General features: G+C 66.4%; 26 protein-coding genes and 1 tRNA gene. 12 read left to right on the forward strand and 15 right to left on the reverse strand.

Features of this window, described 5'->3' with window-relative positions; all coding sequences use genetic code 11:
• Positions 1-58: 58 nt before the first annotated feature.
• The 4 genes from KF783_RS07630 (at position 59) to KF783_RS07645 (ending at position 2,924) form a co-directional block, all read left to right on the forward strand.
• Positions 59-1,231, forward strand: coding sequence for a M23 family metallopeptidase (locus tag KF783_RS07630; protein ID WP_294077916.1), 1,173 nt, complete (start codon positions 59-61; stop codon positions 1,229-1,231).
• A 123-nt stretch (positions 1,232-1,354) separates the two neighbouring features.
• Complete coding sequence (erpA, locus tag KF783_RS07635) at positions 1,355-1,696, forward strand: iron-sulfur cluster insertion protein ErpA (RefSeq protein WP_294077917.1); 342 nt, start codon at positions 1,355-1,357, stop codon at positions 1,694-1,696.
• Between the two features lie 5 nt (positions 1,697-1,701).
• Positions 1,702-2,475 carry an exodeoxyribonuclease III gene (xth, locus tag KF783_RS07640; protein ID WP_294077966.1) on the forward strand — a complete coding sequence of 258 codons (774 nt, stop codon included), beginning with the start codon at positions 1,702-1,704 and terminating at the stop codon, positions 2,473-2,475.
• A 191-nt stretch (positions 2,476-2,666) separates the two neighbouring features.
• Entirely contained in the window at positions 2,667-2,924 is a 258-nt protein-coding gene (locus tag KF783_RS07645) for a hypothetical protein (protein WP_294077919.1), read from the forward strand.
• Positions 2,925-2,969: 45 nt separating this feature from the next.
• Here the strand turns inward: KF783_RS07645 and KF783_RS07650 are convergent, their stop codons facing one another.
• The gene (locus KF783_RS07650; RefSeq protein ID WP_294077921.1) at positions 2,970-4,127 is read right to left on the reverse strand and encodes an N-acetyltransferase; all 1,158 of its coding nucleotides are present in this window, start codon (positions 4,125-4,127) and stop codon (positions 2,970-2,972) included.
• 145 nt (positions 4,128-4,272) lie between these two features.
• Here KF783_RS07650 and KF783_RS07655 point away from each other — a divergent pair, with 145 nt between their 5' ends.
• Positions 4,273-5,391 (forward strand): fatty acid desaturase, encoded by a 1,119-nt coding sequence (locus KF783_RS07655; RefSeq protein ID WP_294077922.1) that lies wholly within the window; start codon positions 4,273-4,275, stop codon positions 5,389-5,391.
• A gap of 55 nt (positions 5,392-5,446) precedes the next feature.
• On the opposite strand, the gene lptG is transcribed toward KF783_RS07655, so the two are convergent.
• The 5 genes from lptG to KF783_RS07680 form a co-directional block, all read right to left on the reverse strand.
• Positions 5,447-6,550: an LPS export ABC transporter permease LptG gene (gene lptG, locus KF783_RS07660; RefSeq protein ID WP_294077924.1), complete on the reverse strand. Its 1,104-nt coding sequence runs from the start codon at positions 6,548-6,550 to the stop codon at positions 5,447-5,449.
• Positions 6,547-7,743, reverse strand: coding sequence for an LptF/LptG family permease (locus tag KF783_RS07665; RefSeq protein WP_294077968.1), 1,197 nt, complete (start codon positions 7,741-7,743; stop codon positions 6,547-6,549). Before KF783_RS07665 ends, lptG begins: the two co-directional genes overlap by 4 nt.
• 87 nt (positions 7,744-7,830) lie before the next feature.
• A complete protein-coding gene (locus KF783_RS07670; RefSeq protein ID WP_294077926.1) occupies positions 7,831-9,807 on the reverse strand; it encodes an ATP-binding protein in 1,977 nt (658 codons plus the stop codon).
• 40 nt (positions 9,808-9,847) lie between these two features.
• The gene (locus tag KF783_RS07675; protein WP_294077927.1) at positions 9,848-11,101 is read right to left on the reverse strand and encodes an aminotransferase class I/II-fold pyridoxal phosphate-dependent enzyme; all 1,254 of its coding nucleotides are present in this window, start codon (positions 11,099-11,101) and stop codon (positions 9,848-9,850) included.
• 1 nt (position 11,102) lies between these two features.
• Positions 11,103-11,348 carry an acyl carrier protein gene (locus KF783_RS07680; RefSeq protein ID WP_294077928.1) on the reverse strand — a complete coding sequence of 82 codons (246 nt, stop codon included), beginning with the start codon at positions 11,346-11,348 and terminating at the stop codon, positions 11,103-11,105.
• 12 nt (positions 11,349-11,360) lie between these two features.
• On the opposite strand from KF783_RS07680, the gene KF783_RS07685 reads away from it, so the two are divergent.
• On the forward strand, positions 11,361-11,894 hold the full coding sequence (locus tag KF783_RS07685) for a VOC family protein (protein WP_294077930.1): 534 nt from the start codon (positions 11,361-11,363) through the stop codon (positions 11,892-11,894).
• A 50-nt stretch (positions 11,895-11,944) separates the two neighbouring features.
• Here the strand turns inward: KF783_RS07685 and KF783_RS07690 are convergent, their stop codons facing one another.
• Genes KF783_RS07690 through KF783_RS07700 form a run of 3 tightly spaced genes read right to left on the reverse strand, consistent with a single transcriptional unit; the run spans position 11,945 to position 14,905 of the window.
• A complete protein-coding gene (locus tag KF783_RS07690) occupies positions 11,945-12,850 on the reverse strand; it encodes an NAD(P)H-binding protein (protein ID WP_294077931.1) in 906 nt (301 codons plus the stop codon).
• Complete coding sequence (proB, locus tag KF783_RS07695; protein WP_294077933.1) at positions 12,847-13,950, reverse strand: glutamate 5-kinase; 1,104 nt, start codon at positions 13,948-13,950, stop codon at positions 12,847-12,849. Before proB ends, KF783_RS07690 begins: the two co-directional genes overlap by 4 nt.
• 58 nt (positions 13,951-14,008) lie before the next feature.
• Positions 14,009-14,905: an alpha/beta hydrolase gene (locus KF783_RS07700; protein WP_294077935.1), complete on the reverse strand. Its 897-nt coding sequence runs from the start codon at positions 14,903-14,905 to the stop codon at positions 14,009-14,011.
• A 313-nt stretch (positions 14,906-15,218) separates the two neighbouring features.
• On the opposite strand from KF783_RS07700, the gene KF783_RS07705 reads away from it, so the two are divergent.
• Positions 15,219-15,623 (forward strand): hypothetical protein, encoded by a 405-nt coding sequence (locus tag KF783_RS07705; RefSeq protein WP_294077937.1) that lies wholly within the window; start codon positions 15,219-15,221, stop codon positions 15,621-15,623.
• Positions 15,624-15,667: 44 nt separating this feature from the next.
• Here the strand turns inward: KF783_RS07705 and obgE are convergent, their stop codons facing one another.
• Positions 15,668-16,717 (reverse strand): GTPase ObgE, encoded by a 1,050-nt coding sequence (gene obgE / locus KF783_RS07710; protein WP_294077938.1) that lies wholly within the window; start codon positions 16,715-16,717, stop codon positions 15,668-15,670.
• Between the two features lie 4 nt (positions 16,718-16,721).
• Complete coding sequence (locus KF783_RS07715) at positions 16,722-17,339, reverse strand: helix-turn-helix domain-containing protein (protein ID WP_294077940.1); 618 nt, start codon at positions 17,337-17,339, stop codon at positions 16,722-16,724.
• Between the two features lie 49 nt (positions 17,340-17,388).
• Here KF783_RS07715 and KF783_RS07720 point away from each other — a divergent pair, with 49 nt between their 5' ends.
• From KF783_RS07720 to KF783_RS07735, 4 genes are all read left to right on the forward strand, one after another.
• Positions 17,389-18,255: a metal-dependent hydrolase gene (locus tag KF783_RS07720; protein WP_294077942.1), complete on the forward strand. Its 867-nt coding sequence runs from the start codon at positions 17,389-17,391 to the stop codon at positions 18,253-18,255.
• A gap of 97 nt (positions 18,256-18,352) precedes the next feature.
• A complete protein-coding gene (locus KF783_RS07725) occupies positions 18,353-19,534 on the forward strand; it encodes an efflux RND transporter periplasmic adaptor subunit (RefSeq protein WP_294077944.1) in 1,182 nt (393 codons plus the stop codon).
• Positions 19,535-19,544: 10 nt separating this feature from the next.
• Positions 19,545-22,733, forward strand: a complete 3,189-nt coding sequence (locus KF783_RS07730) for a multidrug efflux RND transporter permease subunit (protein ID WP_294077945.1) — start codon at positions 19,545-19,547, stop codon at positions 22,731-22,733.
• Complete coding sequence (locus KF783_RS07735) at positions 22,730-24,196, forward strand: efflux transporter outer membrane subunit (RefSeq protein ID WP_294077946.1); 1,467 nt, start codon at positions 22,730-22,732, stop codon at positions 24,194-24,196. Before KF783_RS07730 ends, KF783_RS07735 begins: the two co-directional genes overlap by 4 nt.
• A 47-nt stretch (positions 24,197-24,243) precedes the next feature.
• On the opposite strand, the gene KF783_RS07740 is transcribed toward KF783_RS07735, so the two are convergent.
• The 4 genes from KF783_RS07740 to hspQ all read right to left on the reverse strand — a co-directional run bounded on the left by KF783_RS07740 (position 24,244) and on the right by hspQ (position 26,137).
• Complete coding sequence (locus KF783_RS07740) at positions 24,244-24,801, reverse strand: GNAT family N-acetyltransferase (RefSeq protein WP_294077947.1); 558 nt, start codon at positions 24,799-24,801, stop codon at positions 24,244-24,246.
• 171 nt (positions 24,802-24,972) lie between these two features.
• Positions 24,973-25,242: a 50S ribosomal protein L27 gene (gene rpmA, locus KF783_RS07745; protein ID WP_294077949.1), complete on the reverse strand. Its 270-nt coding sequence runs from the start codon at positions 25,240-25,242 to the stop codon at positions 24,973-24,975.
• A 13-nt stretch (positions 25,243-25,255) separates the two neighbouring features.
• Positions 25,256-25,624, reverse strand: coding sequence for a 50S ribosomal protein L21 (rplU, locus tag KF783_RS07750; protein ID WP_294077951.1), 369 nt, complete (start codon positions 25,622-25,624; stop codon positions 25,256-25,258).
• Positions 25,625-25,756: 132 nt separating this feature from the next.
• Positions 25,757-26,137: a heat shock protein HspQ gene (gene hspQ / locus KF783_RS07755; RefSeq protein ID WP_294077952.1), complete on the reverse strand. Its 381-nt coding sequence runs from the start codon at positions 26,135-26,137 to the stop codon at positions 25,757-25,759.
• 133 nt (positions 26,138-26,270) lie between these two features.
• Here hspQ and KF783_RS07760 point away from each other — a divergent pair.
• Positions 26,271-26,360: transfer RNA gene (locus tag KF783_RS07760), tRNA-Ser, on the forward strand.
• Positions 26,361-26,979 lie beyond the last annotated feature (619 nt).

Here is a 26,979-nt window from a genome sequence, read left to right on the forward strand (position 1 = left end):
TGGTTAATTCTAGGGCGTGTGCCACGGTTCGGCGCGTGTCTGTAGTCGCCGGGGACTCATGGTCAGCACTGCACTCAACGCGAATCTTGCGACGCGGTTCCGCAATTTCTTTACCACGCGCGATTTCATCTTTCATGACGGCCGCGATCTGAAGCGGTTCAGCGTTGCCGGCCGGACCCAGGCGATCCTTGCCGGCGTTGCCGCGATCACCGTCACCTTCTCGGCCTATGGTGTTTCGCAGGCGGCCTTTGGCGCGATCATGGCGACCGGCATCGCCGGAACCGACGTGACGCCGGAAGCGCGCATGGCGCGGATGAAGGCGGAAATGGTGCAGATGGAGGCGGACGTTGCCGCCGCCAAGCAGGCCGCCGAAATCCACGCCGCCCGCGTCGAACAGCGGCAGAAGATCATTTCAGGAATCCTGAGCGGCAAGGGCTCGCCTGCCGAAATCGGCACGCCGATCGCCGACACCCATGCCGCGACCGACAGCAAGATCGCCCGCGAGGTGCTGGCCCCGCTCCGCAAGGTGGAGGCGCGCCAGCAGCAGCTCGCGAAAAAGGCGCAGCGCACCGCGCAGATCCGCCTGCAACTGACCCGTCAGCATCTGGCCAGCCTGGGCCTCAAGCCCGAGCGGCTGGTGGCCGGCGGCATGGGCGGTCCGTTCGAGGCGGCGCCCGCGGACCCCGCCGCTGCGGAGGCCAGCGCCGACGCACAGTTCCGCTCGCTGTTCCAGACCTGGCAGAAGCTGGACGTGCTGGAACAGACGGTGATTTCGATCCCGTCGATGCAGCCGGTCGATAACGTCAAGCTGACCAGCAGCTTCGGCGTGCGGTCCGACCCGTTTCACGGCACCGCCGCGATGCATGCCGGAATCGACATCCCCGGCCCGATCGGGACCCCGGTCTATGCGACCGCGGATGGCGTGATCGGTCGTGCGGGCCGGGCTGGCGGGTACGGCAATCTGGTGACCGTCAATCATGGCAAGGGCATCGAAACGCGTTACGGCCACCTTTCGAAAATCCTGGTCGCGCCCAATACGCGCGTCCGCCGGGGGCAGCTGATCGGCCTGATGGGATCGACCGGGCGCTCGACCGGCAGCCACCTTCACTATGAAGTCCGCATCGACGGCGCTGCGGTAAATCCGATGCCGTTCATGCAGAACGCCAATGTTCTCGACCAGATTCAGGAGCGCGCCGCGCGTGTGCAGTTGACCGCCGCCGACGGCAACTGAGCCTTATGTTTCGATAAGAGGAGAGGGGGCCGTCCGGATGCCGGGCGGGCCTTCCTGTTGCGGGCCTTCCTGTTGCGGGCCTTGCTGTTGCGGGAGGCGCGTGGCTCGCCTATCTGGGACGCGATGACCGCCACCCTGTCCGAAGATATCATCCTGACCCCCGCAGCGGCGGGGCGCGTGGCGGCAATCGCCCGAAAACAGGATAAGCCCGCGATCCTGCGCTTGTCGGTTGAAGGCGGCGGGTGTTCAGGGTTTCAGTACAAGTTCGAACTCGCCGATGCGCCCGAAAGCGACGACAGCATCGCGGAGACGGATGGCGTGCGATTGCTGGTCGACCCGGTGAGCCTGGATCTGGTGCGGGGCGCCAGCGTCGATTTCGTCGAGTCGCTGGGCGGCGCCGCATTTCGGGTGACGAACCCCAACGCCGCGTCCGGATGCGGCTGTGGCACCAGTTTTTCGGTCTGACCGCGTTGAAGATCGTCACCTACAACGTCAACGGGATCAAGGCGCGCCTGCCGCGCCTGCTCGAATATCTCGCCGAGCAAAAGCCCGATGTGGTGTGCCTTCAGGAGATCAAGTCCGCGGACGACGGCTTTCCCGCGGATGATATCCGTGAGGCCGGCTATGGCGCACTATGGCACGGGCAGAAGGGGTTCAACGGCGTCGCGATCCTGGCGCGCGACGCGGAACCGGTCGAGCGGCATCGCGGGCTGGGCGGAGATCCGGAGGACGATCATAGCCGCTATCTGGAGGCGGAGGTGAACGGCGTCGTCGTGGCATCGATCTATCTCCCCAACGGAAACCCCGTCCCTGGCCCCAAATTCGATTACAAGCTGCGCTGGATCGGGCGGCTCACCGAACGCGCGCGCGACCTGCTGGCCGAGGAACGGCCCGTCGTGCTGGCGGGGGATTACAATGTCATCCCCAATGACGACGACGTGTTTTCGGTCCGCGCGATGCAGGACGACGCGCTGATGCAGCCGCAGTCGCGGGCGGGCTTTCGCGCGCTGCTCGCACAGGGATGGACCGACGCGTTGCGGACCCAGGCGCCCGGCGGCGGGGTGTGGACATTCTGGGATTACCAGGCGGGGGCCTGGCGTCGCGACGCCGGCTTCCGGATCGATCATCTCCTGCTCAGCCCCATCGCTGCGGATCGGTTTGCGGGTGCGGGCGTAGATAAGGAATATCGTGGCCGCGAAAAGGCGAGCGATCACGCTCCGACCTGGGTTCGGCTGCGCCCCTGACGGGGTGCAGGTTCGCGCAATGCGCCACTTATTGGTAAAAATTCCAATCGGTCAGTGAACCGTAAATCATCATAACCTATTGAAAATGCATGGATCAGGTGTTTGGCATACATAATGCACTAACACAGTCGCGGGGATAGAGCACCAGCGGACCCGCAGCCCCCTGAGCAAAGACTGTGAGGAGTGACACCATGTCGATGACCCTGAAAGCCCTGACCCTGGCCGCCACCATGACGCTTGGCCTGTCCGCCACCGCGCATGCCGCCGGCGCGCCGACCGCGCCGCGCCCGCCGGCCGCCGCGCCCAGCGCACCGCAGGACGCCGCGTCCTCGGAAGCGACCGTCTATTGCATTCGCGAGGCGTCGATCGGCTCGCGGATCGAGCGCGATTTCTGCCGCACGCGTGAGGAATGGCTCGAAAAGGGGACCGACCCGCTCAAGCGCAACTGATCGGGCATGGGCGGCGCGGGGGTTTCCCGCGCCGTCGCCCAGCGGTCACAGCGGCTTGGCGTAAACCTGATAGACCTTGTTCACGCGACTTTCGATCGTATCCGCGATTGCCACCATCCCCTGATTGTCGTCGAGGATCCAGCCGATCTCGCCGCGCGTCGCGTTGAAATCGGCAACCGCCGATCGACGGATATATTCGATCATCATGAAGGCAAGCTGGCTTGCCATGCGCGACGCCTGCAGCCGCTTGACCACGCCCATCAGCGGCACGCGCATCGTGTTCGCCTTGCCCTTGTGCAGCCACCACAGCAGCTTCGCCCAGCCGAAGGGCAACAGGCTCCCGTCGAGCGGTGCGATCGCCTCGTTGAGGTCGGGCAGGGTGATCATGAACGCCACCGGTTCGCCGTCCAGTTCGGCGATGCGGATCAACTGTTCGAACACGATCGGCTTCAGCTTCTTGCCGACATCGTCGATCTCGGGCTGGGTCAGCGGGACGAAGCCCCAATTGTCCGACCACGCATCGTTCAGGATGGCGAGGATGGTCGCCGCCTCTTCCGCGAAGCGCGATTTATCGACCGTGCGGATGCGGATGCGCGCATTCTTTTCGCCGGCAGCGATGATCCGCTGGACCAGCGGCGGGAACGGCTTGGTCACGTCCAGATCATAGGTCAGCAGCTGCTTGATCGGCGCGAAGCCGTTCTCCTCGATCCAGGTGCGATATTCCGGGCGATGATGGCCCATCATCACCGTCGGCGGATGGTCATATCCCTGGATCAGCAGGCCCGGCTCTTCCCAGATCGACAGCGAAACCGGGCCGATCACCCGGGTCATGCCCTTGTTGCGCAACCAGCCCTCGGCCGCATTGATCAGCGCGCGGGCGGTCACCGGATCCTCGGCCTCGAACATGCCGAAAAATCCGGTGCCGGGGCCAAAACCCTGCTCCGGCGGCATTTCCAGCGCCAGGCGATCGATATGGGCGGAGATGCGCCCAACGATCCGCCCGTCGCGTTCGGCCAGAAACAGCTGCGCCTCGGCATGGCTGAACCAGCCGTTCTTCCTGGGGTCGATCGCCCCGGCGACCTCGCTGCGCAGCGGCGGCACCCAGTTCGGGTCGCCACGGTTCAGCCGATAGGCAAGTTCGATGAAATCGCGCGTGTCCGCCCTGGTCGTGACCGGGCGGATGGCGAGCGGAGCGTTGGCCAAGTTGCGGACCTTCCTGTTGGTGGCGTGTTGATCGGCGTCAATGCAGTCCTGCGTTGTCGGGACAGAGTCAACAGGTTCCGCCGCACCGGCGCAAACCGGTGAAATGCCATGCAATAGCCACTATCTGGTGCCAATGACCCGACCCATGAATACGCTTGCCCTTGATGCGGCGCCGATCGACGGCGTTGCGGCCGGTACGACGACCGGCGCGAAGATTCGGCTGTCGGGTATGGCCGACGATCGCGCGATGCTGCGCGCCGCCGCGGAACTGACCCGCGATCTGCAAACCCCGAACCCGCGCATCTACTGGACCGACTTTCTCGCTTCCGCCACGATCGGCTATGCCGCGCTGGCGGGTGCGATCCTGTCACCCAACGTCACGCTCGCCATCGCGAGCGGCGTGGTGGCGGTGCTGACACTGTATCGTGCCAGCCTGTTCATCCACGAGATCACGCATCTCAAACATTCGCTGCTGCCCGGTTTCCGTGTCGGGTGGAACGTGCTGCTCGGCATTCCGATGATGCTGCCCTCGTTCATGTATGAGGGGATCCATGCGCTGCATCATTCGCGCACCCGCTATGGCACTGCCGAAGACCCCGAATATCTTCCGCTCGCGCTCATGAAGCCGTGGACGCTGCCGCTGTTTCTGCTCGTCTCGCTGCTGATGCCGGTCGGGTTGCTGCTGCGGTTTGGCGTGCTGGGGCCGCTGTCGATGCTGTCGGGCAGGCTGCGGCGGATCGTGGTCGGCCGTTATTCGGGCTTGCAGATCAATCCGGCATTCGAACGCCGTGCGCCGGAGGGGGCGTTCGCGCGGCAATGGCGCTGGCAGGAAATCGGGGCGAGTGTCGTGGCGATCACGCTGATCGTGACCGCCGCCACCGGCGTGCTGCCATTGCGGGCATTTCTGATCTACCTTGCGGTGATTTCGGGCGTCGCGGTGCTGAACCAGGTCCGCACCCTCGTCGCGCATCTGTGGGAGAATGAGGGGGAGCCGTTGACCGTTACCGCCCAATATCTCGACAGCGTGAACGTCCCGGCCGGCTTCCTGCCCTATCTCTGGGCGCCGGTGGGCCTGCGCTTTCACGCGCTCCACCATCTGCTGCCCAGCCTGCCCTATCATTCGCTGACCGAGGCGCATCGTCGCCTCTCTGCCGCGCTGGAGCCGGATACCGCCTATCATGGCGCGCATTATCCCACGCTACGCGGGCTGGTCGGACGTCTGGTCGAAAGCACGATGCGACAGCGATCCGCCCGAGGCGCCTGAATTTCGAGCGGGGCGTTCGAACGGGGCGGCCGGCGTGACGCGTCGGCCGCCCTCTTCATTCCTCGGTCTTGAGCAGCACCGCTTCGCCGATCATCGCGAACAGCAGAAATGGCGCCCAGGCGGCCAGAAAGGGCGGGTAGGCGCCCAGATTACCCATCGCCAGCGCGAAATTGTCCGCGACGAAATACAGGAAGCCCAGACCCATCCCGATTACCGCGCGGATGAACAGCTTTCCCGACCGCGCGATCCCGAATCCCGCAATCGCGCCGAGCAGCGGCATCAGCACCGCCGACAGCGGTCCCGACAGCTTGTGCCACAGCGCGCCCTCCAGCGCCTTGGTCGGGCGGCCGGCGGCGTTCAGGTCGCTGATCGCCGTGCTCAGTTCGCCGAACGACATCGAATCGGCATCGACATTCGACAGGGTGAACTGATCGGGCCGCACGCCGCGACCGATAATCGTGGTGCCGACCGGAGTCAGCTTGCCGCTGGCGACGTCGAACCGGTCGGCGCCCTGGACGCGCCAGCCATCGCCTTCGCGCGCGCCGGTCTTTGCCCGGAGCACCGAAACCAGCGCCGCACCCTCCCGCTCGTAAACCGTGATTCCGGTCAGCCGCGCGGCATCGCCCCGCCCGCTGATCTGCTGCGCATGGATCAGATGCTGGCCCTCGCGGACCCACACGTTCGAACGGTCGCCGCGATCGGGGGCGAGCGGCGCATATTCCACCGCCTTCCACGCGTTCAGGGTCGCGCTGGCCCGTGAAACGATCCGATCGTTGAACGCGAACGAGACGATCGCCACGCCAAGTCCGGCGAGCAGCAATGGCGCCAGCACCTGATGCGCCGACAGGCCCGACGCCTTCATCGCGATCACTTCGCTGTTCTGATTGAGCGTCGAGAGAGTGATGATCGTGCCGAGCAGCGCCGAAAAGGGCAGAAAGGTCGAAATGATCTGTGGTACGCGCAGGCCGACATAGCGCCAGACCTCCGCCTCGCCATTGCCCGGATAGGCGAGGATCCGGCCCGATTCGCTCAGCAGGTCCAGCGTCTGGAGGATCAGCACCAGCCCCAGCAGGAACGCAAAGGTGCGCACCAGGAACATCTGCGCCATGTACAGCGAGGCGGTGCGCGAGGGGAAAAAGTCGGTGATCGTGTGAATCATGACGCAGCCTTTCGCCGGCGTCCGGGCAGGCGCTTGCGGATCGCAGCCCAAGTCTTGGCGAACACGCGTTCCAGCGCGCCGATCGGCTGTCCGCCCGGCACATAGGCGATGGTATAGTACATCCACAGCACCAGCGCCGCGAAGATCAGGAACGGCCCCCAGAGCGCGATCAGCGGATCGATCCGCCCCAGGCTGCCGATCGACTGCGCATATTCGTTCACCTTGTGATAGGTGACGATCATGACGATCGACAGGAAGACGCCGAGCGCCGACGTCGATCGCTTGGGTGGAACCCCCAGCGCCAGCGCGAGCAGCGGCAGCAGCAGCATGGTCGCCACCTCCACCATCCGGAAATGGAATGCGGAGCGGCTGGTGTCGCGTTCCTGCTCGCTCGCACGCGGATCCGACCCGATCCGCGCGAGCTGGGGCAAGGTGAGTTCGAGATTGCTGGCACCGCGCTGACGGAATTGCTCGAACTTTGGCAGGTCGATCGGCAGATCATGGGCGTCGAACGTCAGCACCCGCGGCACCTGGAATTTGGGCGAGGTGTGGATCAGCGTCCCCTTGGTCAGGCGAAAGATGATGACGTCGGGATCGTCCGTGCGCAGAAACTGGCCCTTTTCCGCCGTCGCCGTCACCCGGTCGCCGCCCTTCGCGCTCGCGCTGACGAAGATGCCCGAAAGGTTGCGTCCTTCGTCGCGGCTCTCCTCGATCCGCAGCGTCATGCGATCGCCGAGGTTGGTGAACTCGCCCACCTTGATCGACGCACCCAGCGCCCCGCTGCGCAGTTCGAACCGCAGCCCTTCGTAATTATAGCGCGCATAGGGCTGGATGAAGCCAACGATGGCGAGGTTCAGCGCGGCAAGGCCGATCGCGAACATGAACGGGACGCGCAGCATCCGGCCATAGCTCATGCCCACCGCGCGCAGCACGTCGAGTTCCGACGTGGTCGCGAGCTTGCGAAAGGCGAGCAGGACACCCAGCAGCAGGCCGATGGGGATGCCGAGCCCCAGATATTCGGGCAGCAGGTTTGCGAGCATCCGCCACACGACGCTGACCGGCCCGCCCTCGCTGGCGACGAAATCGAGCAGCAGGCGAATCCGGTCGAGCACCAACAGCATCGATGCGATCACGAGATTTGCGATCAGCGGGACCGCGATCAGGCGCGCCATGTACCGGTCGAGTGCGGTCATCGGAAAGGGTTTCGCGCCTTGAACTTCTGCCATGGCCGGCGGTCTGCCGGGTCGAGGGGTCCGCTATATCGCACGCGCCGGGTAAATCTAGGCCCCTGCGTCCGTGCCGTCGGGTTGCGCCCGCAGGATACCGTTCCCGATCGCATCGTCGATCGCCGCTTCCAGCGCGGACAGGGTGAAGGGTTTGCGCAACACCGGGTGGCCCCCGAACCGGTCGTGATCGGACGCGTCGCCGGCATAGCCGGTCACGTAGAGGATCGCGACTCCGTCCAGCTGGGGCCGCAATGCGCCGACCATCTCAGGCCCCGTCTGGCCCGGCATGATGACGTCGGTGATGATCAGATCGAGCGCCGGCAATCCCGCGACGATCCGCGGCGCGGACAGCGGATCGTCGCAGGAGACGGGACGATGCCCCAGTTCTTCGAGCGCGGCGATCGTCGCGGCCAGGACGCGCGGATCGTCCTCGACCAGCAGGATGTCGAGCGCGTGGCGCACGCCCGGCTGCGGCCCGGCCTGCGCGGCCTCGTCCTCCGCTTCGGCGCCACCGGCGTGACAGGGAAGCAACAAGGTGACGGTTGTTCCTTCGCCCGGCTGTGATTCGATCCGCACTTCACCGCCGGACTGGCGGGCAAATCCGAAAATCTGGCTGAGGCCCAATCCGGTCCCCTTGCCGACCGGCTTGGTGGTGAAAAACGGTTCGAAGACGCGTTCCAGCACTTCCGGCGCCATGCCGCAGCCGGAATCGGCGACCGCGATGGACACGTAATTGCCCGCCGCGCACTCCGACGAGGGTTCACCCGTCAGCGCCATGTGATCGGCGACGATGGTCAGCGTCCCGCGCCCCTCCATCGCGTCACGGGCATTGACCGCCAGGTTCAGCAGCGCGTTTTCGAGCTGGTGGCGGTCGGCCCAGACGTGCCAACCCCCGGCCCTGATCGCGGTCGCGACCTGGATGCCCTCGCCCAGCGTCCGCTCGAACAGGGCGGACATGCCCGCGATCAGTTCGACCGGATCGATCGCCTGGGGTGCCAGCGCCTCGGAACGAGCAAAGGCGAGCAGTCGCCGCGTCAGCGCGGCCGCGCGGTTCGCCCCTTCCGCCGCATTGTCGAGATGCCGGGCCGCCGTTTCCGTGCCGTCGGGCAGGTGCCGGCGCGCAAGCTCGATCCCGCCCAGCGCGACGGCGAGCATATTGTTGAAATCGTGCGCGATTCCGCCCGTCAGCTGGCCGACCGCCTCCATCTTCTGCGCCTGCCGCAATTGCGCCTCGGCCGCGGCACGCTCGCGCGCTTCCGCCTGCAATCCGGCGGTCGCGGTGGCGACGGCCGCTTCGAGTTCGCTCGTCCGCTCGCGCTGGGCGGCGGCGTCGGCGTCGGCGGCGGCGCGGTCGCGGATCGCGTTCACGTTGAGCCAGCCGAGCACGATGGCGCCGAGCACGATCAGGATGCCGAACAGGATGAGGTTGAGCGTTTCCGCCGCGGCGTTCGCGGCGGTCGTTTCCGCCAGCGCGCTGCGTTGGGCCAGGCGCGTGCGCTCGCCCTCGAACATGCGTCTCAACACCCGATCGAGTGCGGGGAGCGTCGGCGACCGTCGCGCTTCATCGAAATAGGCGAAAGCGGCCTGATTCCGTTTGAAGCTGGTGTTGTGCGCGGCCAGGTCCAGTTCCCTGCCCCGGGTGGCGAACAGCGCACGCAGCTCGGCGATGAACCGCTGTTGCTCGGGATTGTCGCGGGTGCGCCGGGCGAGCAGTTCGATCTGTCCGCCCGCGCGCTGCCACTTGTCTGTATAGTCGCGCCCGACATTCCGCTCGCCGCTGACGACGTAGCGGGCCAGGGTCGCTTCCGCGTCGGCCATCGTGCCGGCGAGCGCCTGGGTGAGGATCATCACCTCATAGCTGTGCGACTGCGACTTCAGCGCGGCATCGCGGTCGGCGTCGGCGAGCCGCAGGTTGACGATCAGCGCGATCAGCACGCCGACGCCCAGCAGGGCGATCAGCAGCATCAGGACCGCGCGCCAGTCCGGCCGCGGCCATCGCCGCAACGATCCGAAGCTGCTCCCTTCGTTCATCCCGACGTTCCTATGCCGCCCGATGACGCATGCAAAGGGTTCAGGCGATGACGCCCACCGCCTTGCCCGCCGCCTGGAACATGCCGAGCACCTGCCGGATCTGGTCGGCCGTGTGCTCCGCGCACAGCGAACAGCGCAGCAGGAAGGTGCCGGCGGGGGTCGCGGGCGGGCGCGCCATGTTGACGTACAGCCCGTTGTCGAGCAGCGCCTGCCACATCGTCACCGCCTGTTCCTGATCGTCCAGGATGACGGCGATGATCGCGCTGTCGGCCTGCTCGGTGCCGAGGCGGAAGCCCATATCCTTAAGGCCGGCGTGCAGGGTGCGGGCATTTTCCCACAGATGCGCGCGCTTGTTGTGGGCGTGCATCAGCTTGCGGATCGATGTCGCCGCCGTCGCGACAACGCTGGGCGGCAGGGAGGCGGTGAAGATATAGGGGCGGCAGGCAAGGCGGATCGCCTCGAACTTCGGGTGGTTCGACACGCAGAAGCCACCCACCGTGCCGACCGATTTCGAAAAGGTGCCGACGACGAAATCGACATCGCCCTCGCATCCCTGATCCTCATACACGCCGCGGCCATTGGGTCCGAAAAAGCCCATCGAATGCGCTTCGTCGGACAGGACCATGGCGCCGTGCTTCTTGGCGACCGCGACCATTTCCTTGAGCGGGGCGATGTCGCCCAGCATCGAATAGACGCCCTCCAACACGACCAGCTTGCCGGCCTCGGCGGGCAGGCGCCCGAGCCGCTTGTCCAGATCCTCGACGCTGTTGTGGCGAAAGCGGACGATCTCGGCATAGCCCTGTTTGCAGCCGTCATAGATGCTGGCATGGCTGTCGGCGTCGAGGATGATGTAATCGCCCTTGCCGGCAAGGGTGGAGATCATCCCGAGATTGGCCATGTACCCGGTCGAGAAGACGATCGCGCCGGTGGTGCCGTAAAATTCCCGCAGCGCCTCCTCGACCTCCATATGGTCGCGGAAGGTGCCGTTGAGCATGCGGCTGCCATTGGTGCCGCTGCCGAACTGGTCCAGCGCGTCCTTCCCCGCCTGGATCACGTCGGGATCGAACGTCATGCCCATATAGTTGTAGGTGCCGAGCAGGATCGTGTCCTTGCCCTTGATCACCGCCTGGGTCGGCGACTTCACCTGATCCATCACGATCGCGAACGGATCGGTCACCCCGCTGTCGAGCAAGGCCTGACGTTCGGCGATCAGGCCGTCGAACTTGCTCATCAGGTCGCGCTTCGCACCGACCGTGGGGGTCGGCGCGTCGGCGGTCTGGATCGCGTCGGTCATGTCAGTCGCCCTTCAGCTTCTGCACCGCATCGACCAGTTGGCCGACGGTTTCGATCTCGGCCTGCATGTTCATCGTGATGATGATGTCGAATTCGTCCTCGATCGCGGCGACGAAGTCCATCACCGTCAGGCTGTCCCATTCGAGATCGCCGGCAAAGGTGGTGGAATCGGTCAGCGCGACGCCCTTCTTGTTAAAGGGTTCGATCAGGCCGGAGACGGTTTCGAAGATTGCGTTACGGTCGCTCATGCGCGGTCCTTAATGTTACGGACGCGGCGTGCCAAGCGATTGCGGCGGAAACGGGGTCGCGGCGGGGCGGCAACCGGCATCCCGGCGCCCGCGGCGGGATGGCCAGATGCTGAAGATCGGGCCGTTGCGACAGCAAAAAGCGGTTGCGTAAAAAAATGTGTCATCGCCATGCTTGCCGACAATAAGGGCTTCTGGAGCGAGATTGTGGAATTGAACCTGAAACGCATCATCCTGTTTTCCGCCGATGTGCCGCGGCTTGCACGATTTTATCAGGACGTGATCGGTCTGTCCGTCATCGGTCGCGAGGACGGGTGGATCGAGTTCGATGCCGGTGGGAGCAACATTGCGATCCACGCCGGTCCGTCGAAAATCGGTAGCCGTGCGCCCAAGCTGGTGTTCCATTCTTCCGATGTGGCGACGACGCGGGCAAATCTGATCAACCGCGGATTTGGCGGTCTTGGCCCAATCGTTTCCACTGCAACATTCGATATGTGCGATGGCAAGGATATCGATGGCAATGCGATTCAGATCTCCAGCCGAAGGTGAATGCACGCTGTCGCGGATGGCCGCACACAATTGCCTGCACCGATGTGCGGCTACAACAGCCCTTCCGCCCGGTACCAGGCGGCCGTCTGCGCCAGCCCCTCCGGCGTCGCGACCCGGGGCGCCCATAAGGATGAAGGCGGGCGGCGATCCGGGGTGCAGGTCCAGTCGCGGTGGCACAGATAGGCCGCGCGGTCGGGCGTCAGCTTGGCGAAGCTGTCGCGGAAAAACGGATCGGCCCAGCCCGCGAATTTGAGCAATGCGCGCGGCATGGGAAGGGGAAGGACGCGCCGGCGCCCCACCGCCGCGCCGACCAGCCGCGCGAACTGGCTGTGGGTATAGCCGCCATCGACGCCATCGTCGCATTCATAGATGTCGCGCCCGCTGTCGGTTTCGGCCATCGCCACCAGCAGGCGGGCGAGGTCGGTGACATGAATCAGCGAGATGCGCCCCGGCGGAGGCAGGATGACCACGCCCAGCTTCGCCATGCGAAACACGTCGCGCATTTCCATGTCGCCGGGGCCATAGACGCCGGGCGGGCGCACCATCGTCCAGTCGAGACCGGATTTGCGCACCTCTGCCTCGGACCGTTCCTTCGACCGGCCATAGTTGGACAATTGCGGCTCGCGCGCCGCCATCGACGAGACATGGACGAAACGCCGCACGCCCATCGATGCGGCGGCGGCGGCCATGTTGCGGGTTCCATCGACATTGCCGTGGATGAAATCGAGCTTTGATCCGTTCACCACCCCGGCGATATGGATAACGACGTCCGCGCCGCTGGCCAGGCGGGCGAGGCTGTCCTCACGGGCAAGACTACCCTCGACCCAGGTCACGCCCTCGCGCGGCGGCTGTTTGCGGCGGGTCAGCGCCCGCACCGTGTGGCCGCGCGCGATCGCGCGATCCACCGTCGCCTTACCGACGAAGCCGGTGGCGCCGGTGAGGGCGAGCACGCTCACAGCAGCACCATATGATTGCGATGGACCAGCGCCGCGCGGGGGGCATAGCCCAGAATTTTGCCCTGATCGTCGCTGTGCGTACCGAGCAGTCGCCCGGTTTCGGCGGCGTCATATTCGGCCAGGCCGCGCGCGATCGGCCCGTCCGGCCCCTCGATCGTGACGAGATCGCCGCGAAAGAACATACCCCGCACCCCGGTCGCGCCGATCGCCAGCAGGCTGCGCCCTTCGCCCAGCGCGCGGGCCGCGCCGGCGTCCACCGCGATGCTGCCTTTTGCCGTCAGTCGCCCGGCCAGCCACGCCTTGCGCGCGCGCGTCCGCTTTTCGGGCAGGAAGACGGTGTGGCGTGCCGCGGCCGAGAGCGGTCGGTCAATCCGCCCGCTCGCGATGGCCAGGCTCACCCCGGCGGAGGCGGCGATCCGCGCGGCCTCGATCTTGGACACCATCCCGCCCGATCCCATGCCCGAGGCGGAGGCGCGATCGGCCATCCCCTCGATCCGGCTGTCGATCCGATCGACGCTGGGGATGTGCTGCGCCCCCGGCAGGGCAGGGTTGCGGTCGTAGAGGCCGTCCACGTCGGACAGCAGGACGACGCCATTGGCGTCCGCCGCCTGGGCGACGCGCGCGGCGAGCCGGTCATTGTCGCCGAAGCGGATTTCGGCGGTGGCGACGCTGTCGTTCTCGTTGATGATCGGGACCACGCCGAGGCTGAGCAGCCGGCCCAGCGTCGCGGCGGCGTTCAGATAGCGGCGGCGATCCTCCAGATCGTCGAGCGTCACCAGCATCTGGGCGGCGGTGAGGCCGTTGTTCGCCAGCATTTCGGCCCAGACCTGGCTGAGCGCGATCTGCCCCGTCGCGGCAGCCGCCTGTGCATCCTCCAGGCTGGCGCGCCCGCCCTTTGGCAGATCGAGCCGGCGCGCACCAAGCGCGATCGCGCCGGACGACACCACCGCAATCTGCTGCCCCGCCCGTGTGCGTTCGGCGATATCGGCGGCGATTCCCCCCAGCCAGTCGCGCCGGATCGCGCCGTCGGGATCGACCAGCAGCGCCGACCCGATCTTGACGATCAGGCGGGGGCAGGAATCGGGCGGGAACACCAGCATCGTTGCGCCGCATACAGGCGTCGCGGGCGGAAGGGGAAGCGCAGAAGCGCTTGGCACGTCACAAGCGCGTGCGCAGCCAGTCATCGACGATCGCGGTGGCGGGGTAGTCGGACCGGCCGAGATTGCGGTTGATCTCCATATGACCGACCAGACCGCGTCCGGGGATCGCGCGCACCTGTGCCGGCGTGCCGGCGGCACGCAGCTTCGCGGCCAGCGCCTCGGTCTGGCGCGTGCCGTCGTCGCGATCGACGTGCAGCAACAGGAAGGCGGCGGCATTGGGCGCGGCGGCCTGGGCGGCGGGGGACAGGCGGAGCTGGCGCGCCGGATCGCTCCCGAACGCCTGAAGATAGGTGCTGTGCATGATCCGGGCGCCGTCGGAAATCTGCGCAGGCACGTCATAGGCGGCGCCGTCCAGCGCGATCACCCCCCGGATGTCGTCCAGCGCGAATCCGGCGGCGCGGGCATAGGAAGGATCGGTGCCGACCAGCGCCACCAGATGCGCGCCGGCGCTATGCCCCATCAGCACCATCCGTCGCGCGTCGATGCCCAGCCGCGTCGCATTGGCGCGCAGCCATGCGACGGCGGAGGCGACATCGCTGGCCTGATTCTCGACCGTCGCGGCGGGAACCAGGCGATAGTTGATCGACGCGACCGCATAGCCCTGGCCCAGATAATGGGTCACCTTGTCCGCGCCGGTCGCATCGCGCTTGTCGCCCCGCTTCCATCCCCCACCATGCACGAAGACGATGACCGGCGTCGCGGCGGACGCACGGGCGGGCGCCCAGAAATCGAGTTTCTGGAGCGGGTCCTTGCCATAGGCATATTCGGTCATGCCGGGCGCCGACGGCTCGCCGCCTCGCGCGGCCAGGCGCTCACGCAGCCATTGCGCGTCGGCCGCCGTCGGGGCGACCGCCAGCAGGGCTAAAAGGAAAAGGCCAGCTACGCGTCGGATCATCGGTCAACCTCCCGAACGGAAACGAGGTCGTGGCGCCGTCACCCTGAACCTGTGCTGACGGGGAACGACCCGCGCCCGCGAGCCATTGCACCCGTCACAGGTGGACCCGCCACGCGCTATGCCGGATTCGCCGCGATGATCCCGCACCATCTGGCCGAACATGAGGCAGCGAACACACCGGCGCCGATCAGCTGAAGCGAAGTTCAACCGCCGTTCAGGGTAACCGCCTGATCCAGGACGTTCGAAACCGCGAAGCAAAAGGGGAATTGCCATGAGAGGTTCGTCACTAGTCGGTCTTGCCGCGAGCGTTGTGGTGGCGGCCCTGCCGGCGATGGCGCAGGAGCGGCCGCCGAGTGGTTCCGATGCCCGCTATTGGCCGGGTAGCGTTACGCTGGGCGGGAATTCGACCAGCGGCAGCTGGGTACGGCCGGTCGATGGCATGACCCGCGCCGATCGGATCGCGGCGGCGGGTGGCGGAAATCCGGGACCCATGCGGTATGATTTCACGAAGACCGCCGCGGACCGGGCCGTCGTCCGGGTGAAATTCAGCCGCGGCGCCGATTTGGCCGCGCTCAACCAGGCGCTCGGCGCGAGCATCGCGCGCGAGGTATCAGAGGCGGGATATGGCCGGGCGCGCGTCGTCGGCCGCGATTGCAGCAGGATCAGCGAGGGCGAATTTTCGCGCCAATGCGAAATAGCGCTTCGGCTGCGTCGATAGAATCGCTACGGGTCCACCGATCGCGTGATGCGGCGGCGCGACGATCAGAGCGGGGACCATTCCACCATGTCCTCGCCCTCATCGTCGGGATCGACGGGCTTGCGCTCCGGGCCGATCGCCTCGAGCAGCTTGTCGAGCGCCCAATCGACGCCGACGCCGCTGGCCCCGCTGATCGGGATGACCGGCGCGCCGCTCGCATCCTCCAGTTCGGCGGAGAGCGCGGCGATCAGTTCGTCGTCGAGCGTGTCGATCTTGTTGAGCGCGACGACGACCTGTTTGTCGGTCAGGCCGGCGCCATAGGCCTCCAGCTCGTCGCGCACGATGCGGTAGCTGGTCGCGACATCCGTGTCGTTGGCATCGACCAGATGGAGCAGCACCTTGCATCGTTCGATATGGCCGAGGAAGCGGTCGCCGATGCCGGCACCGTCCGCCGCGCCCTCGATCAGGCCGGGAATGTCGGCGATCACGAATTCGCGACCCTTGTGCCGCACCACGCCCAATTGGGGGCGGGTGGTGGTGAAGGCATATTCGCCGACCTTCGCCTGCGCGTTCGTCACCTGGTTGATAAACGTGGATTTGCCGGCATTGGGCAGGCCGACCAGGCCCGCATCGGCAAGCAGCTTCAGCCGCAGCCAAACCCATGCCTCGTCGCCGGGCCATCCGGTGCCGTGCTGGCGCGGGGTGCGGTTGGTGCTGGTCTTGTAGCTGGCGTTGCCGCGCCCGCCATCGCCGCCGCGCAGGAACACGATCCGCTGCCCCACCCGGGTCAGGTCGGCGAGCAGGGTACGCTCATCGTCGTCGGCCAGGATCTGGGTGCCGACCGGCAGCTGGATGACCAGATCGTCGCCGCTCGCGCCGGTGCGGTTGCTGCCGGCGCCGCCCATGCCCCGCTGGGCGCGGAAATGCTGGGTGTAGCGAAAGTCGATCAGCGTGTTGAGGCCGGCCACCGCCTCGAACACGATGTCGCCGCCCTTTCCACCATTGCCGCCGTCGGGGCCGCCATATTCGATGAACTTCTCCCGCCGGAAGCTGACCGCGCCGCCGCCGCCCCAGCCGGAGCGCACGAAGATTTTCGCCTGATCGAGGAAATGCATGGGTTCAGCCCCACATCTGCTGGAAACGGGGAGAGCCGATCAGCTGGCGCAGTGCGATCTCCCGCGCGGCCCCCCGCGGCAGGTTGAGCGATTTGGCCAGCGGCTCGCCCAGCAGGGCGTCGCCCATCGCCATCAGGACGAGGCTGAGCGTGTCCTCGCGCAGCGCGACGCTCGATTGTTCGCCCTCCACTTCAGCGATCTGATCGACCAGCCCGTGGATCACGTCGAGAATGGGATCGAGCGCGTCCTCGTTGCCGGAAAGGATCATCCAGCTGGCGAGCGCGCCGGCGCCCGACCGGTCGAACGCGTCGAACGCCAGATCGACCACCTGGCGCGGCTTGTCCTGGCTCTGCTCCGCGCCGGTCGCCCGCGCTTCCTGGATCAGGTTGACGATCCGCGCGCAGACCTGTTCGGCAAGGCTGCGGGCGAGGGCGCGTTGCAGGCCGGCCGCGGAGCCGAAATGGTGCAACAGATTGGCGTGCGTGCGGCCGATGCGCGTCGCCACCGCCTTCAGCGTTACCGCCTGGGGGCCGGCCTCGATCAGGATGGCGCGCGCGGCTTCGAGCGCGGCATCGCGCGATTCCTCAGGAGAGAGGCGCTTGGGGAGGGGTGTTATTGACATTGATGTAAATAAGACATAGCTGTGTTGCCAGATGCCTTGGAGCAAAACCATGTCGAACGCAAAGACTCCCGCCGATCTGACGATCACCCCGCGCGACCGCCGGTTCGGGCGCGACGCCGAACAGCCCCAGGCGCGCTGGTGGCTGGGCGGCGATGCGGTCGCCACTGCATTCTACAACGCGCTGTCCGTCACCTTTCCGAAGGGCGAGGCGTTTTTCATCGAAAGCGTGAAGGCGTTCCGCGAGGGCGTGGACGCGAAGCTGGCCCGCGAGATCAAGGCCTTCACCATGCAGGAAGTGGTACACAGCCGCGAGCATGTGGCGTTCAATCGCCGCGTGCTCGACCATGGCTATGACATCAGTCGGCTCGACGCGCGGGTGGACCAGGTGCTGGCCATCGCGAAGGCGCGGCCGCCCATCGTCCAGCTGGCCGCGACGATGGCGCTGGAACATTATACCGCGATCCTGGCCGCGGAACTGCTGCGCAATCCCCGTCACCTCGACGGCGCGGACACCGAAAGCCGCGAGCTGTGGCGCTGGCACGCGCTGGAGGAGATCGAGCATAAGGGCGTCGCCTATGACACCTGGATGCACGCGACCCGGAATCTGGGCCGGTGGAAGCGGTGGAAGATCAAGACGCTGACGATGCTGCTGGTCAGCGCCAATTTCTGGAAGCACCGGATCGAAGGAACGCTCGACCTGTTGGCGCAGGATGGCATTACCGGCTGGCGGGCGCGGGCCGGCGTCGCCAGGTATCTGCTGGTATCGCCAGGGATCGTCACGCGGATGGTTCCCGAATGGCTGAGCTATTTCATGCCCGGCTTCCATCCGTGGAATCACGACGACCGCGCGCTGATCGCGCGGGCCGAAAGCGACTATGCGGCGGCGGTGATGCCGCCGGTTGCGGCTGCCGCCTGAATTACTGAACGGAAAATTTCAGAAATTATCCGGTGCGGGGTTGAAACCGCTTTCGCCGCGCCCCAATTGCCGCGTTGCAGCAAAAGGGGTTTTGCACATGCGGTCTGCGCTCGCCGTCCTGTCTCTGGTCGTAGTTTCGGCATGCGGTGGTGCGCCGCAACAGGCGCCGCCGCCCGCCCAGGTGACGTTCGCGACGCCGCTTCAGCGCGAGGTCGTTGACTGGGACGACTATACCGGTCGCTTCGTCGCGCCGGAGGACGTCGAACTGCGCGCGCGGGTCAATGGCGTGATCACCGCGATCCATTTCCGCGACGGACAGGATGTCCGCAAGGGGCAACCGCTGTTCACCATCGACCCGCGTCCCTATCGCGCCGCCCTGATGCAGGCGCGGGCGCAGATCGCGCGGGCGCAGGCGGCGCTGACCAATGCGCGGCAGGTGACGGCGCGCAGCCGCGAACTCGCCAAGGCGCAGGCGGTGAGCGCGGAGGAACTGGAAAGCAACGTCGCCGCCGAACGCAGCGCCGCCGCCGACCTGGCCGCCGGCCGTGCCGCCGCGTCGCAGGCGATGCTGGACCTTGGCTTCACCACCGTGCGCGCGCCGTTCAGCGGCCGCATCTCCGACCGCAAGGTGAGCCTGGGCGACTATGTCGCGAATGGACAGACGGTGCTGACCCGCATCGTTTCGATCGACCCGATCTGGTTCGAGTTCGAAGGGGCCGAGAGCTTTTACCTCAAGAATTTGCGGCAGGACCAGCGCGGCGAGCGCGGGTCGTCCCGCCACACCGCCAACCCGGTTCAGATCCAGCTTGCCGACGAACAGGAGTATCGCTGGCACGGGCGGATGGCATTTCTCGACAATGCGGTGGACCCCAATTCGGGGACGATCCGCGCGCATGCGGTGGTCGCCAATCCGACCGGTTTCCTGACCCCCGGCATGTTCGGCCGCGCGCGCCTGTTGGGATCGGGCAGCTATCGCGCGATGTTGATCCCGGATGAGGCGATCGTGACCGATCAGACCCGACGCCTCGTCTATGTGGTCAGCAAGGACAACAAGGCCACGCCGCGCCCGGTCGAGGTCGGGGCGAAGGTGGAGGGGCTGCGCATCGTCCGCGACGGCCTTGCCCCCACCGACCGCGTCATCATCGCGGGGATCGGGCGCCTGCAACCCGGCGTGCCGGTGACCCCGCGCAAGGGGGTGATCAAGGCCGACCCGACCAAGCAGCCGGCGCCGACCAAGCCGATCGATGAACCCGCGTCCGGCCAGGCGACGGTCCAATAGGGGGCGACAGATGAAATTCCCCCATTTCTTCATCGATCGCCCGATCTTCGCGGCGGTCCTGTCGATCCTGATCGTGATCGTCGGTGCGCTGGCCTATCCCAACCTGCCGATCGCCCAATATCCCAATATCGCGCCGCCGACGGTGGTCGTCACCGCGACCTATCCCGGGGCGAGCGCCGAAACGCTGGCCGAAACGGTCGCCGCGCCGATCGAACAGGCGATCAACGGCGTCGATGGCATGATGTACATGACGTCGTCATCGACCGGGAACGGCCAGACCCAGATCACCGTCGCGTTCAAACAGGGGACGAATGTCGATCAGGCACAGGTGCTGGTGCAGAACCGCGTCTCCACCGCTGAACCGCGCCTGCCCGAGGATGTCCGCCGGATCGGGATTCAGGTGAACAAGAACTCGCCCGACTTTCTGATGGTCGTGTTCTTCACCTCGCCCGACAACAGCCTCGATGTCCAGTATATCTCCAATTACGTCACCTTGCAGGTGCAGGACCGGATCGCGCGTATCCCCGGCGTGGGGCAGGCGCGCGCGCTCGGCGGGCGCGATTATGACATGCGGATCTGGATCGATCCCGGGCTGGCCGCCGCGCGCGACATGACCGTGGACGAGGTGGTGAACGCGATCCGTGGCCAGAATGTGCAGGTCGCGGCGGGCGCGATCGGCCAGCCGCCCTATGGCAATGCCAGCCCGGCCTTCGAACTGGGTGTCCAGACCAAGGGGCGGCTGTCCTCGCCCAAGGAATTCGAGGCGATCGTGGTCAAGCGCGATGCGCAGGGCCGCCTTACCCATTTGCGCGACATCGCGCGGGTGGAGCTGGGCGCGCAGGACTATAGCTTCAACGGCTATCTGAACGACAAGCGCGCGGTCGGCGTCGGCATTTTCCAGCTGCCGGGATCGAACGCGCTGGCGACCGCCGACGCGGTGAAGGCCGAACTGGCGACGCTGGCGAAGGACTTCCCTCCGGGGATGCGCTACTCGATCGACTATAATCCCACCGACTATGTCGCGGAATCGATCGGCGAGGTGCAGCGCACGCTGGTCGAGGCGCTGTTGCTGGTGGTGCTGGTGGTCATCCTCTTCCTGCAAAGCTGGCGTGCCGCGATCATTCCGATCGTCGCGATCCCGATCTCGCTGATCGGCGCCTTTGCCGTGCTGCTGGGCTTTGGCTATTCGCTCAACACCCTGTCGCTGTTCGGCCTGGTGCTCGCGATCGGCATCGTCGTGGACGACGCGATCGTCGTGGTCGAGAATGTCGAGCGGCTGATGGAGGAGGAGGGGCTCAGTCCCCGCGAAGCCGCGCACAAGACGATGGACGAGGTGTCGGGCGCGATCGTCGCGATCTCGCTGGTGCTGGCGGGCGTGTTCATCCCGACGATGTTCATCCCGGGTATTTCGGGCGCATTCTACCAGCAGTTCGCGATCACCATCGCGTCGGCCACGGTCATTTCCGCCTTCGTCTCGCTCACCCTGTCGCCGGCGCTGTGCGCGCTGGTCCTGCGTCCGCATCGGCACGATGCCGAGCCGGCGGGGGGTGTGCGCGGCTGGCTGGCGCGGGGCGGGGCGCGGTTCAACAGCGGCTTTTCCTGGCTTTCGCGCAAATATGGCGCGTTGACCGCGCGGCTGGTGCGCGGGCTGGCGCTGGTCGGGATCGTCTATGTCGCGCTGATCCTCGTCGCCGGCTGGCGCTTCACCGCGACGCCCAGCGGGTTCATCCCGCCGCAGGATCAGGGCTATCTGATCGGCGTCGTCCAATTACCCCCCGGCGCATCGCTGCAACGCACCGACGGGGTGTTGCGGCAGGCGATCGCCGCCGCGCGCAAGGTGGATGGCATGTCCTATGTCGTCGGCTTCGCCGGGCTGGACGGGGCGAGCTTTTCGACCGCGCCCAATGCCGGGGTGATCTTTTTCGGCCTGGCCCCGCACGCGGATCGCGATCGCAGCGCCGAGGAAATCCAGCAGGCGCTCTATCCCGCGCTCGGTGGGATTCGCGGCGGCGACATTCTGGTGATCGCGCCGCCACCGGTTCCGGGCATCGGCACCGGTGGCGGGTTCAAGATGATGATCCAGGATCGCAGCGGGCAGGGCTATCCGGCGCTGGCCCGGGCAGCGATGCAGATGATGATGGCGGCGAACCAGCAGAAGAGCGTCGCCGGCGCCTTCACGCTGTTCAACGTCGGCACCCCCCGGCTGACCGCCGATGTCGATCGCGAACGTGCGGAGCGGATGGGTGTGCCGGTCGCCAACGTCTTTTCGACGCTCGGCGCGTATCTCGGATCGTCCTATGTCAACGATTTCAACTATCTGGGTCGCACCTTTCGGGTGACGGCGCAGGCGGATGCGCCCTATCGCGACGATCCGTCGGATATCCAGTCGCTCAAGACGCGGTCGGCATCGGGTGAGATGGTGCCGATGAGTTCGGTGATGACGTTGCGCAACGATGCCGGCCCCTATCGCGTCGTCCGGTACAATCTCTATCCGGCCGCCGAACTGATGGGCGACAGCAAGCCGGGATATTCGACCGGGCAGACGCTCGACACCATGGAAACCCTTGCCGCCGACACATTGCCCAAGGGCATGGGATATGAATGGACCGAACTGGCGCTGGAACAGCGTAGCGCGGGCAATACCGGGGTCATCGCGTTCGGACTGGCGGTGGTATTCGTCTTCCTGTTGCTGGCGGCGCTGTACGAAAGCCTGGTGCTGCCGCTGGCGGTGATCCTGATCGTGCCGATGTGCCTGCTGGCCGCGATCGTCGGGGTCAATGTGATGGGGATGGACAATAATATCCTGACCCAGATCGGTCTGGTCGTGCTGATCGGGCTGGCCGCGAAAAACGCGATCCTGATCGTCGAATTCGCGCGGCAGGGCGAGGAGGAACAGGGGCTGACCCCGCGTGCGGCGGCCGAACAGGCGGCGCATCAGCGGATGCGGCCGATCATCATGACGTCGATCGCGTTCATCCTGGGCGTGCTGCCGCTGGTGATCGCGAGCGGCGCGGCGGCGGAACTGCGCCAGGCGCTGGGCGTCGCGGTGTTCTTTGGGATGATCGGCGTGACGATCTTTGGCCTGCTGTTCGTCCCGGCCTTTTACGTCATCAGCCGGAAGTTCGGCGACTGGGTCGGCAATCGGCTCGCGCGGTTGCGGCACCGGCCGACGCCGCCGACGGGGGAGGCAGCGGAATGAAGCGCCTGACGTTGATGCTCACCACCGCGCTGCTGGCCGGATGTGCCGTCGGACCGGATTATCGGCCGCCGGCGACGCCGCAGGCTGCGGCGGGACCGTTCGTGGATCCCGGAACGACGAAGGTCAGGGCGGGCGCGGTGGAGGGCGAATGGTGGCACTTGTTCGCCGACCCCGCGCTCGACCGGCTGGTGACCGAGGCGCTGACTCACAATACCGACATCCGTCAGGCATCCGCGAACCTCAGGCGCGCCCGTGCGATCCTGTCCCAGGCGCGCGGGGCGCGCTTGCCCACCACCGACGCCAGTGCCGGCTATACCCGCTCGCGGACGGGAGCGCAGAGCGTGCAGGGCGCGCTGCCCGCCGGCGTCGATGGTGTCGAGAGCGATTTCTTTCAGCTCGGCCTCGACGCGTCCTATGAGGTCGATCTGTTCGGCCGGGTGAGCCGCTCGATCGAGGCCGCGCGCGGCGATGTCGAGGCGGCGCGTGCGGCGCTGGACGGCGCGCGTGTGGCGATCGCGGCGGAGACCGCGCGGACCTATGCCGCCGCCTGCGGCTATGCCGCGCAGGCGGAGGTGGCGCGCGAAACGGTACGATTGCAAAGCCAGACGCTCGACCTGACCCGCCGCCTGATGGAGGCCGGGCGCGGCACCGCACGCGATGTCGATCAGGCGCGCGTGCTGGCGGAGAATGCGCGCGCGCAGGTGCCGGCGTTCGAGGCGGAGCGCCGCGCCGCGCTGTATGCGCTGGCCACGCTGACCGGCAAGCCGCCGGCGGAGATCGATGCCGCCGCGCAATCATGCACCACGCCGCCGGGCGTTTCCGCGCTGATCCCGGTCGGCGACGGACAGGCGCTGCTGGCCCGGCGCCCGGATGTCCGCCAGGCGGAGCGGCGGTTGGCGGCCGATACCGCGCGGATCGGCGTGGCGACGGCGGCGCTCTATCCGTCGATCCGGCTGCTCGGGTCGGTATCGCTCGGCGCGCAGCGGATCGAGGATCTGGGGAAGGGGTCGGCGTTCAATTTCGCGCTCGGCCCGCTCATCAGCTGGAGCATCCCCAACCTGACCGCCGCGCGCGCCCAGTTGCGGCAGGCGCAGGCCGGCGCGGAAGGGTCGCTCGCGGCGTTTGACGGCACGGTGCTGGATGCGCTGCGCGAAGTGGAGCAGGCGCTGGCCCGCTATTCGGGAGAGATCGAGCGGAACGTGGCGCTGCGCCGCGCGGACGATGCCGCCACCAATGCCGCGCGGATTGCGATCCTGCGGTTCGAGGCGGGGCGCGACAGCCTGTTCCAGCGCATCGACGCGGAGCGCGCGCGTGCCTCCAGCCGAGCCGCGCTCGCGGCCTCGAACGCGGCGCTCGCCGAAGCGCAGGTCGCGCTGTTCAAGGCGCTGGGCGGGGGCTGGGAGCGGGCGCCGGAGCCGGTTCGTCGCGACGACGCCACTGTGACGGCTCCTTCTCGACCCTGATGCCGGCCGGGGGCGGGGACGTCCGCGCCCGGCCGGTCATGGAAGGGTCAGGCGGCCATTCGGTCGTCGCACGGATCGCTGTCGGCGCCCGACCCGTCGAGCCGCTGCTCATATTCGACGCATTGCACCTCGCCGCCGCGCCCGTGCGAATAGCGCGGGACGACGCGACCCGTCGGCCGAAAGCCGAGCTTGCGCAGGACATGGCCCGACGCGGGGTTGTCGATATAATGGCCCGCCGCCAGCCGCGGTATGCGCAGCGCCCGGGCGATCTGCACCACCGCCGAACCCGCCTCCGTCGCATAGCCGCGACCCCAGGCATCGGGGGTGATCCAATAGCCCAGTTCGAACGGTTCGCCGTCATAGGGGCCGAACCCGACCCCGCCGACGATCCGGCTGAACCCGCCTTCCAGCGCGCAGACCAGGAAACGCGCGCTCCGCGCATCCTGCGGCATTGTCAGGAATCGCTCGGCATCGCCCAGCGTATAGGGCCAGGGCGCGCGGCCAAGGTTGCGCACCACCTCGTGATGGCCGATCGCGCGCGACAATTCGGGCGCATCCTCGATCCAGCCCGGCCGCAGCATCAGTCTTTGCGTTCTGGCGAACATGTCCGCTCTCTCCTTTTGCCCGCCGTTGCCCGCGCATCATGACGCGACGACGACGATAAGGTTGCGAGGGAGCAAAGAAAAAGGGAGACCGGGGCGCCCCGTCTCCCTTTTGATGGTCTCCGTTATGGAGACCCGGGTCGCCCTGGCGGGCAACCCGGCTGGTTGCCCAGATTATTCGGCCGCAGCCGCGATCATTTCGACCGAACAGAATTTGCGGCCGAGCTTGCCGTCGTGGAATCGCACGCGGCCGTCGGTAAGCGCGAACAGCGTGTGATCCTTGCCGATGCCCACATTGGTACCCGGATAGAATTTCGTGCCGCGCTGGCGCACGATGATGTTGCCGGCGATGACCTGCTGGCCGCCGAACTTCTTCACGCCAAGGCGCTTTGCTTCCGAATCACGGCCGTTACGCGAAGAGCCGCCTGCCTTCTTATGTGCCATTTGGAGCTACTCCTTACGCTTCGGCGGCCGCCGGGGCATCGCCCTCGGTCGCCTTGGCCTTCGCGGCCTTCTTCTTGGTCTCCTGCGCACCGATGGCGGTGATCTTCAGGATCGTGTGGTTCTGGCGATGGCCGTTCTTGCGGCGATAATTGTGCCGGCGGCGCTTCTTGAAGACGATGACCTTTTCGCCCTTTTCCTGGGCGACGATCTCGGCCGAGACGGTCAGCCCGTCGGTCGGCTTCAGTTCGCTGCCCTCACCGGCGAGCAGGACGTCGCCCAGCGTGATCGACGAACCGGCTTCCCCGTCGAGCTTCTCGACGACGATCTTGTCTCCTGCGGCAACGCGATACTGCTTGCCGCCCGTGCGCACGATTGCGAACATGGGCCTCTTCTCAATTCCAAATGCTTATGCCCGCGCAGGACATACCCGGCGGGAGGAAGGGCGCGCCTAGGCGAATCGCGCCCTCAAGTCAACCGCCGTGACGGCTGATTGCGGGTCCCACGGCCCGGCCGCTCAATGCCGGTGCTCGCGCTTCAGCTGATAGCGCCCGTCGCTATATTGGTCGAACAGGCCGCCGATCGCGGGGTGGTCCACCGGTTCATCGCTGTCGTCGGGCAGCAGATTGGCCTGGCTGACATAGGCGACATAGCTCGATTCGGCGTTCTCCGCGAGCAGGTGGTAAAAGGGCTGGTCCTTCGCGGGCCGGGCATCTTCGGGGATCGCGTCATACCATTCGTCGGTGTTCGCAAAGACCGGGTCGATGTCGAACACCACCCCGCGAAAATCGAACAACCGGTGCCGCACGACATCGCCGACGTTGAACCGCGCATGCGCGACCGGCGGCATCGGCACGCCATTGGCAACGCGATCGGGTGAAAGAGAGGGGCGAGTCATGCGTCCAATCTAGTTATCCTTGCGCGCCGCACAAGAACGCGCGGCATGACCGCTTGTGCCATCCCCATGTTTCGGTTAGAGGCGCCCGCTCGACCGGCGGGAGCGGCATCCAGATGCCCCCCGATCCCCTCGCGGAGAGGTGGCAGAGTGGTTGAATGCACCGCACTCGAAATGCGGCATACGGGCAACCGTATCGAGGGTTCGAATCCCTCCCTCTCCGCCACTCAGTCTTAAGTTATTGAGATAACAAGGCTTTTCCTCAATTTTCGGCGCGGTTGCGCGGCATTTTGGTTACAAACGGTAGCGCGGAGAGCGGCGATTGCGGCTCAATTCCCCTTTCGCGGCGAGCTTTCTCCGTGCCCTTTTGGCGTGGTACCGTTTCGCCAAGCGCGCCGATTTCCCTGTTTGGCGATTTTTCCGCAGGCGATAAGGCGCGCGCCGGACGGCGGCGGATGACCAAAAACACCCGCAATTCACCGGTTTACGGAGGTTGGGAATAAGCACGGGGTTGTACCTCTGAACAGCGAATCCCCCCAACCCGAACAGCGAACGAATGCCCACGAACCAGGGAAGTTGGGCTGCCTCGAACAGGGAAGTTCCCGCGATCAGGGATTTGCCGGAAACGCCTGGTCGCGGCGGTCCACTTGGGGCTCAACCGCTGCGGTGCATGTGACGCTGGCGTGGTCATCTCCGACGCCTGAATAGGTCGGCGGACCGATGGCTACAAAATTACCCTTGCCATGATCCCCGGGGTGTATGTCATAAGGTCATCAGCGCTCGTGAAGGCGCCCTCGACCTCCCGAAAAGGGAGCATAGGCCGAGGTCAAGTTTGTTGCCGAGGG

Origin of the sequence: Sphingomonas sp. (assembly GCF_019635455.1) — a bacterium.
In the GTDB taxonomy this organism is placed as follows: Bacteria; Pseudomonadota; Alphaproteobacteria; order Sphingomonadales; family Sphingomonadaceae; genus Sphingomonas.

Excerpts from the sequence above, each read along its gene's own strand:
- KF783_RS07630 (WP_294077916.1), top strand. The coding sequence starts at position 59 with ATGGTCAGCACTGCACTCAACGCGAATCTTGCGACGCGGTTCCGCAAT.
- erpA (WP_294077917.1), top strand. The coding sequence starts at position 1,355 with ATGACCGCCACCCTGTCCGAAGATATCATCCTGACCCCCGCAGCGGCG.
- KF783_RS07645 (WP_294077919.1), top strand. The coding sequence starts at position 2,667 with ATGTCGATGACCCTGAAAGCCCTGACCCTGGCCGCCACCATGACGCTT.
- KF783_RS07655 (WP_294077922.1), top strand. The coding sequence starts at position 4,273 with ATGAATACGCTTGCCCTTGATGCGGCGCCGATCGACGGCGTTGCGGCC.
- lptG (WP_294077924.1), bottom strand. The coding sequence starts at position 6,550 with ATGATTCACACGATCACCGACTTTTTCCCCTCGCGCACCGCCTCGCTG.
- KF783_RS07665 (WP_294077968.1), bottom strand. The coding sequence starts at position 7,743 with ATGACCGCACTCGACCGGTACATGGCGCGCCTGATCGCGGTCCCGCTG.
- KF783_RS07670 (WP_294077926.1), bottom strand. The coding sequence starts at position 9,807 with ATGAACGAAGGGAGCAGCTTCGGATCGTTGCGGCGATGGCCGCGGCCG.
- KF783_RS07675 (WP_294077927.1), bottom strand. The coding sequence starts at position 11,101 with ATGACCGACGCGATCCAGACCGCCGACGCGCCGACCCCCACGGTCGGT.
- KF783_RS07680 (WP_294077928.1), bottom strand. The coding sequence starts at position 11,348 with ATGAGCGACCGTAACGCAATCTTCGAAACCGTCTCCGGCCTGATCGAA.
- KF783_RS07685 (WP_294077930.1), top strand. The coding sequence starts at position 11,361 with ATGTTACGGACGCGGCGTGCCAAGCGATTGCGGCGGAAACGGGGTCGC.
- proB (WP_294077933.1), bottom strand. The coding sequence starts at position 13,950 with ATGCTGGTGTTCCCGCCCGATTCCTGCCCCCGCCTGATCGTCAAGATC.
- KF783_RS07700 (WP_294077935.1), bottom strand. The coding sequence starts at position 14,905 with ATGATCCGACGCGTAGCTGGCCTTTTCCTTTTAGCCCTGCTGGCGGTC.
- obgE (WP_294077938.1), bottom strand. The coding sequence starts at position 16,717 with ATGCATTTCCTCGATCAGGCGAAAATCTTCGTGCGCTCCGGCTGGGGC.
- KF783_RS07715 (WP_294077940.1), bottom strand. The coding sequence starts at position 17,339 with ATGTCAATAACACCCCTCCCCAAGCGCCTCTCTCCTGAGGAATCGCGC.
- KF783_RS07720 (WP_294077942.1), top strand. The coding sequence starts at position 17,389 with ATGTCGAACGCAAAGACTCCCGCCGATCTGACGATCACCCCGCGCGAC.
- KF783_RS07725 (WP_294077944.1), top strand. The coding sequence starts at position 18,353 with ATGCGGTCTGCGCTCGCCGTCCTGTCTCTGGTCGTAGTTTCGGCATGC.
- KF783_RS07730 (WP_294077945.1), top strand. The coding sequence starts at position 19,545 with ATGAAATTCCCCCATTTCTTCATCGATCGCCCGATCTTCGCGGCGGTC.
- KF783_RS07735 (WP_294077946.1), top strand. The coding sequence starts at position 22,730 with ATGAAGCGCCTGACGTTGATGCTCACCACCGCGCTGCTGGCCGGATGT.
- KF783_RS07740 (WP_294077947.1), bottom strand. The coding sequence starts at position 24,801 with ATGTTCGCCAGAACGCAAAGACTGATGCTGCGGCCGGGCTGGATCGAG.
- rpmA (WP_294077949.1), bottom strand. The coding sequence starts at position 25,242 with ATGGCACATAAGAAGGCAGGCGGCTCTTCGCGTAACGGCCGTGATTCG.
- rplU (WP_294077951.1), bottom strand. The coding sequence starts at position 25,624 with ATGTTCGCAATCGTGCGCACGGGCGGCAAGCAGTATCGCGTTGCCGCA.
- hspQ (WP_294077952.1), bottom strand. The coding sequence starts at position 26,137 with ATGACTCGCCCCTCTCTTTCACCCGATCGCGTTGCCAATGGCGTGCCG.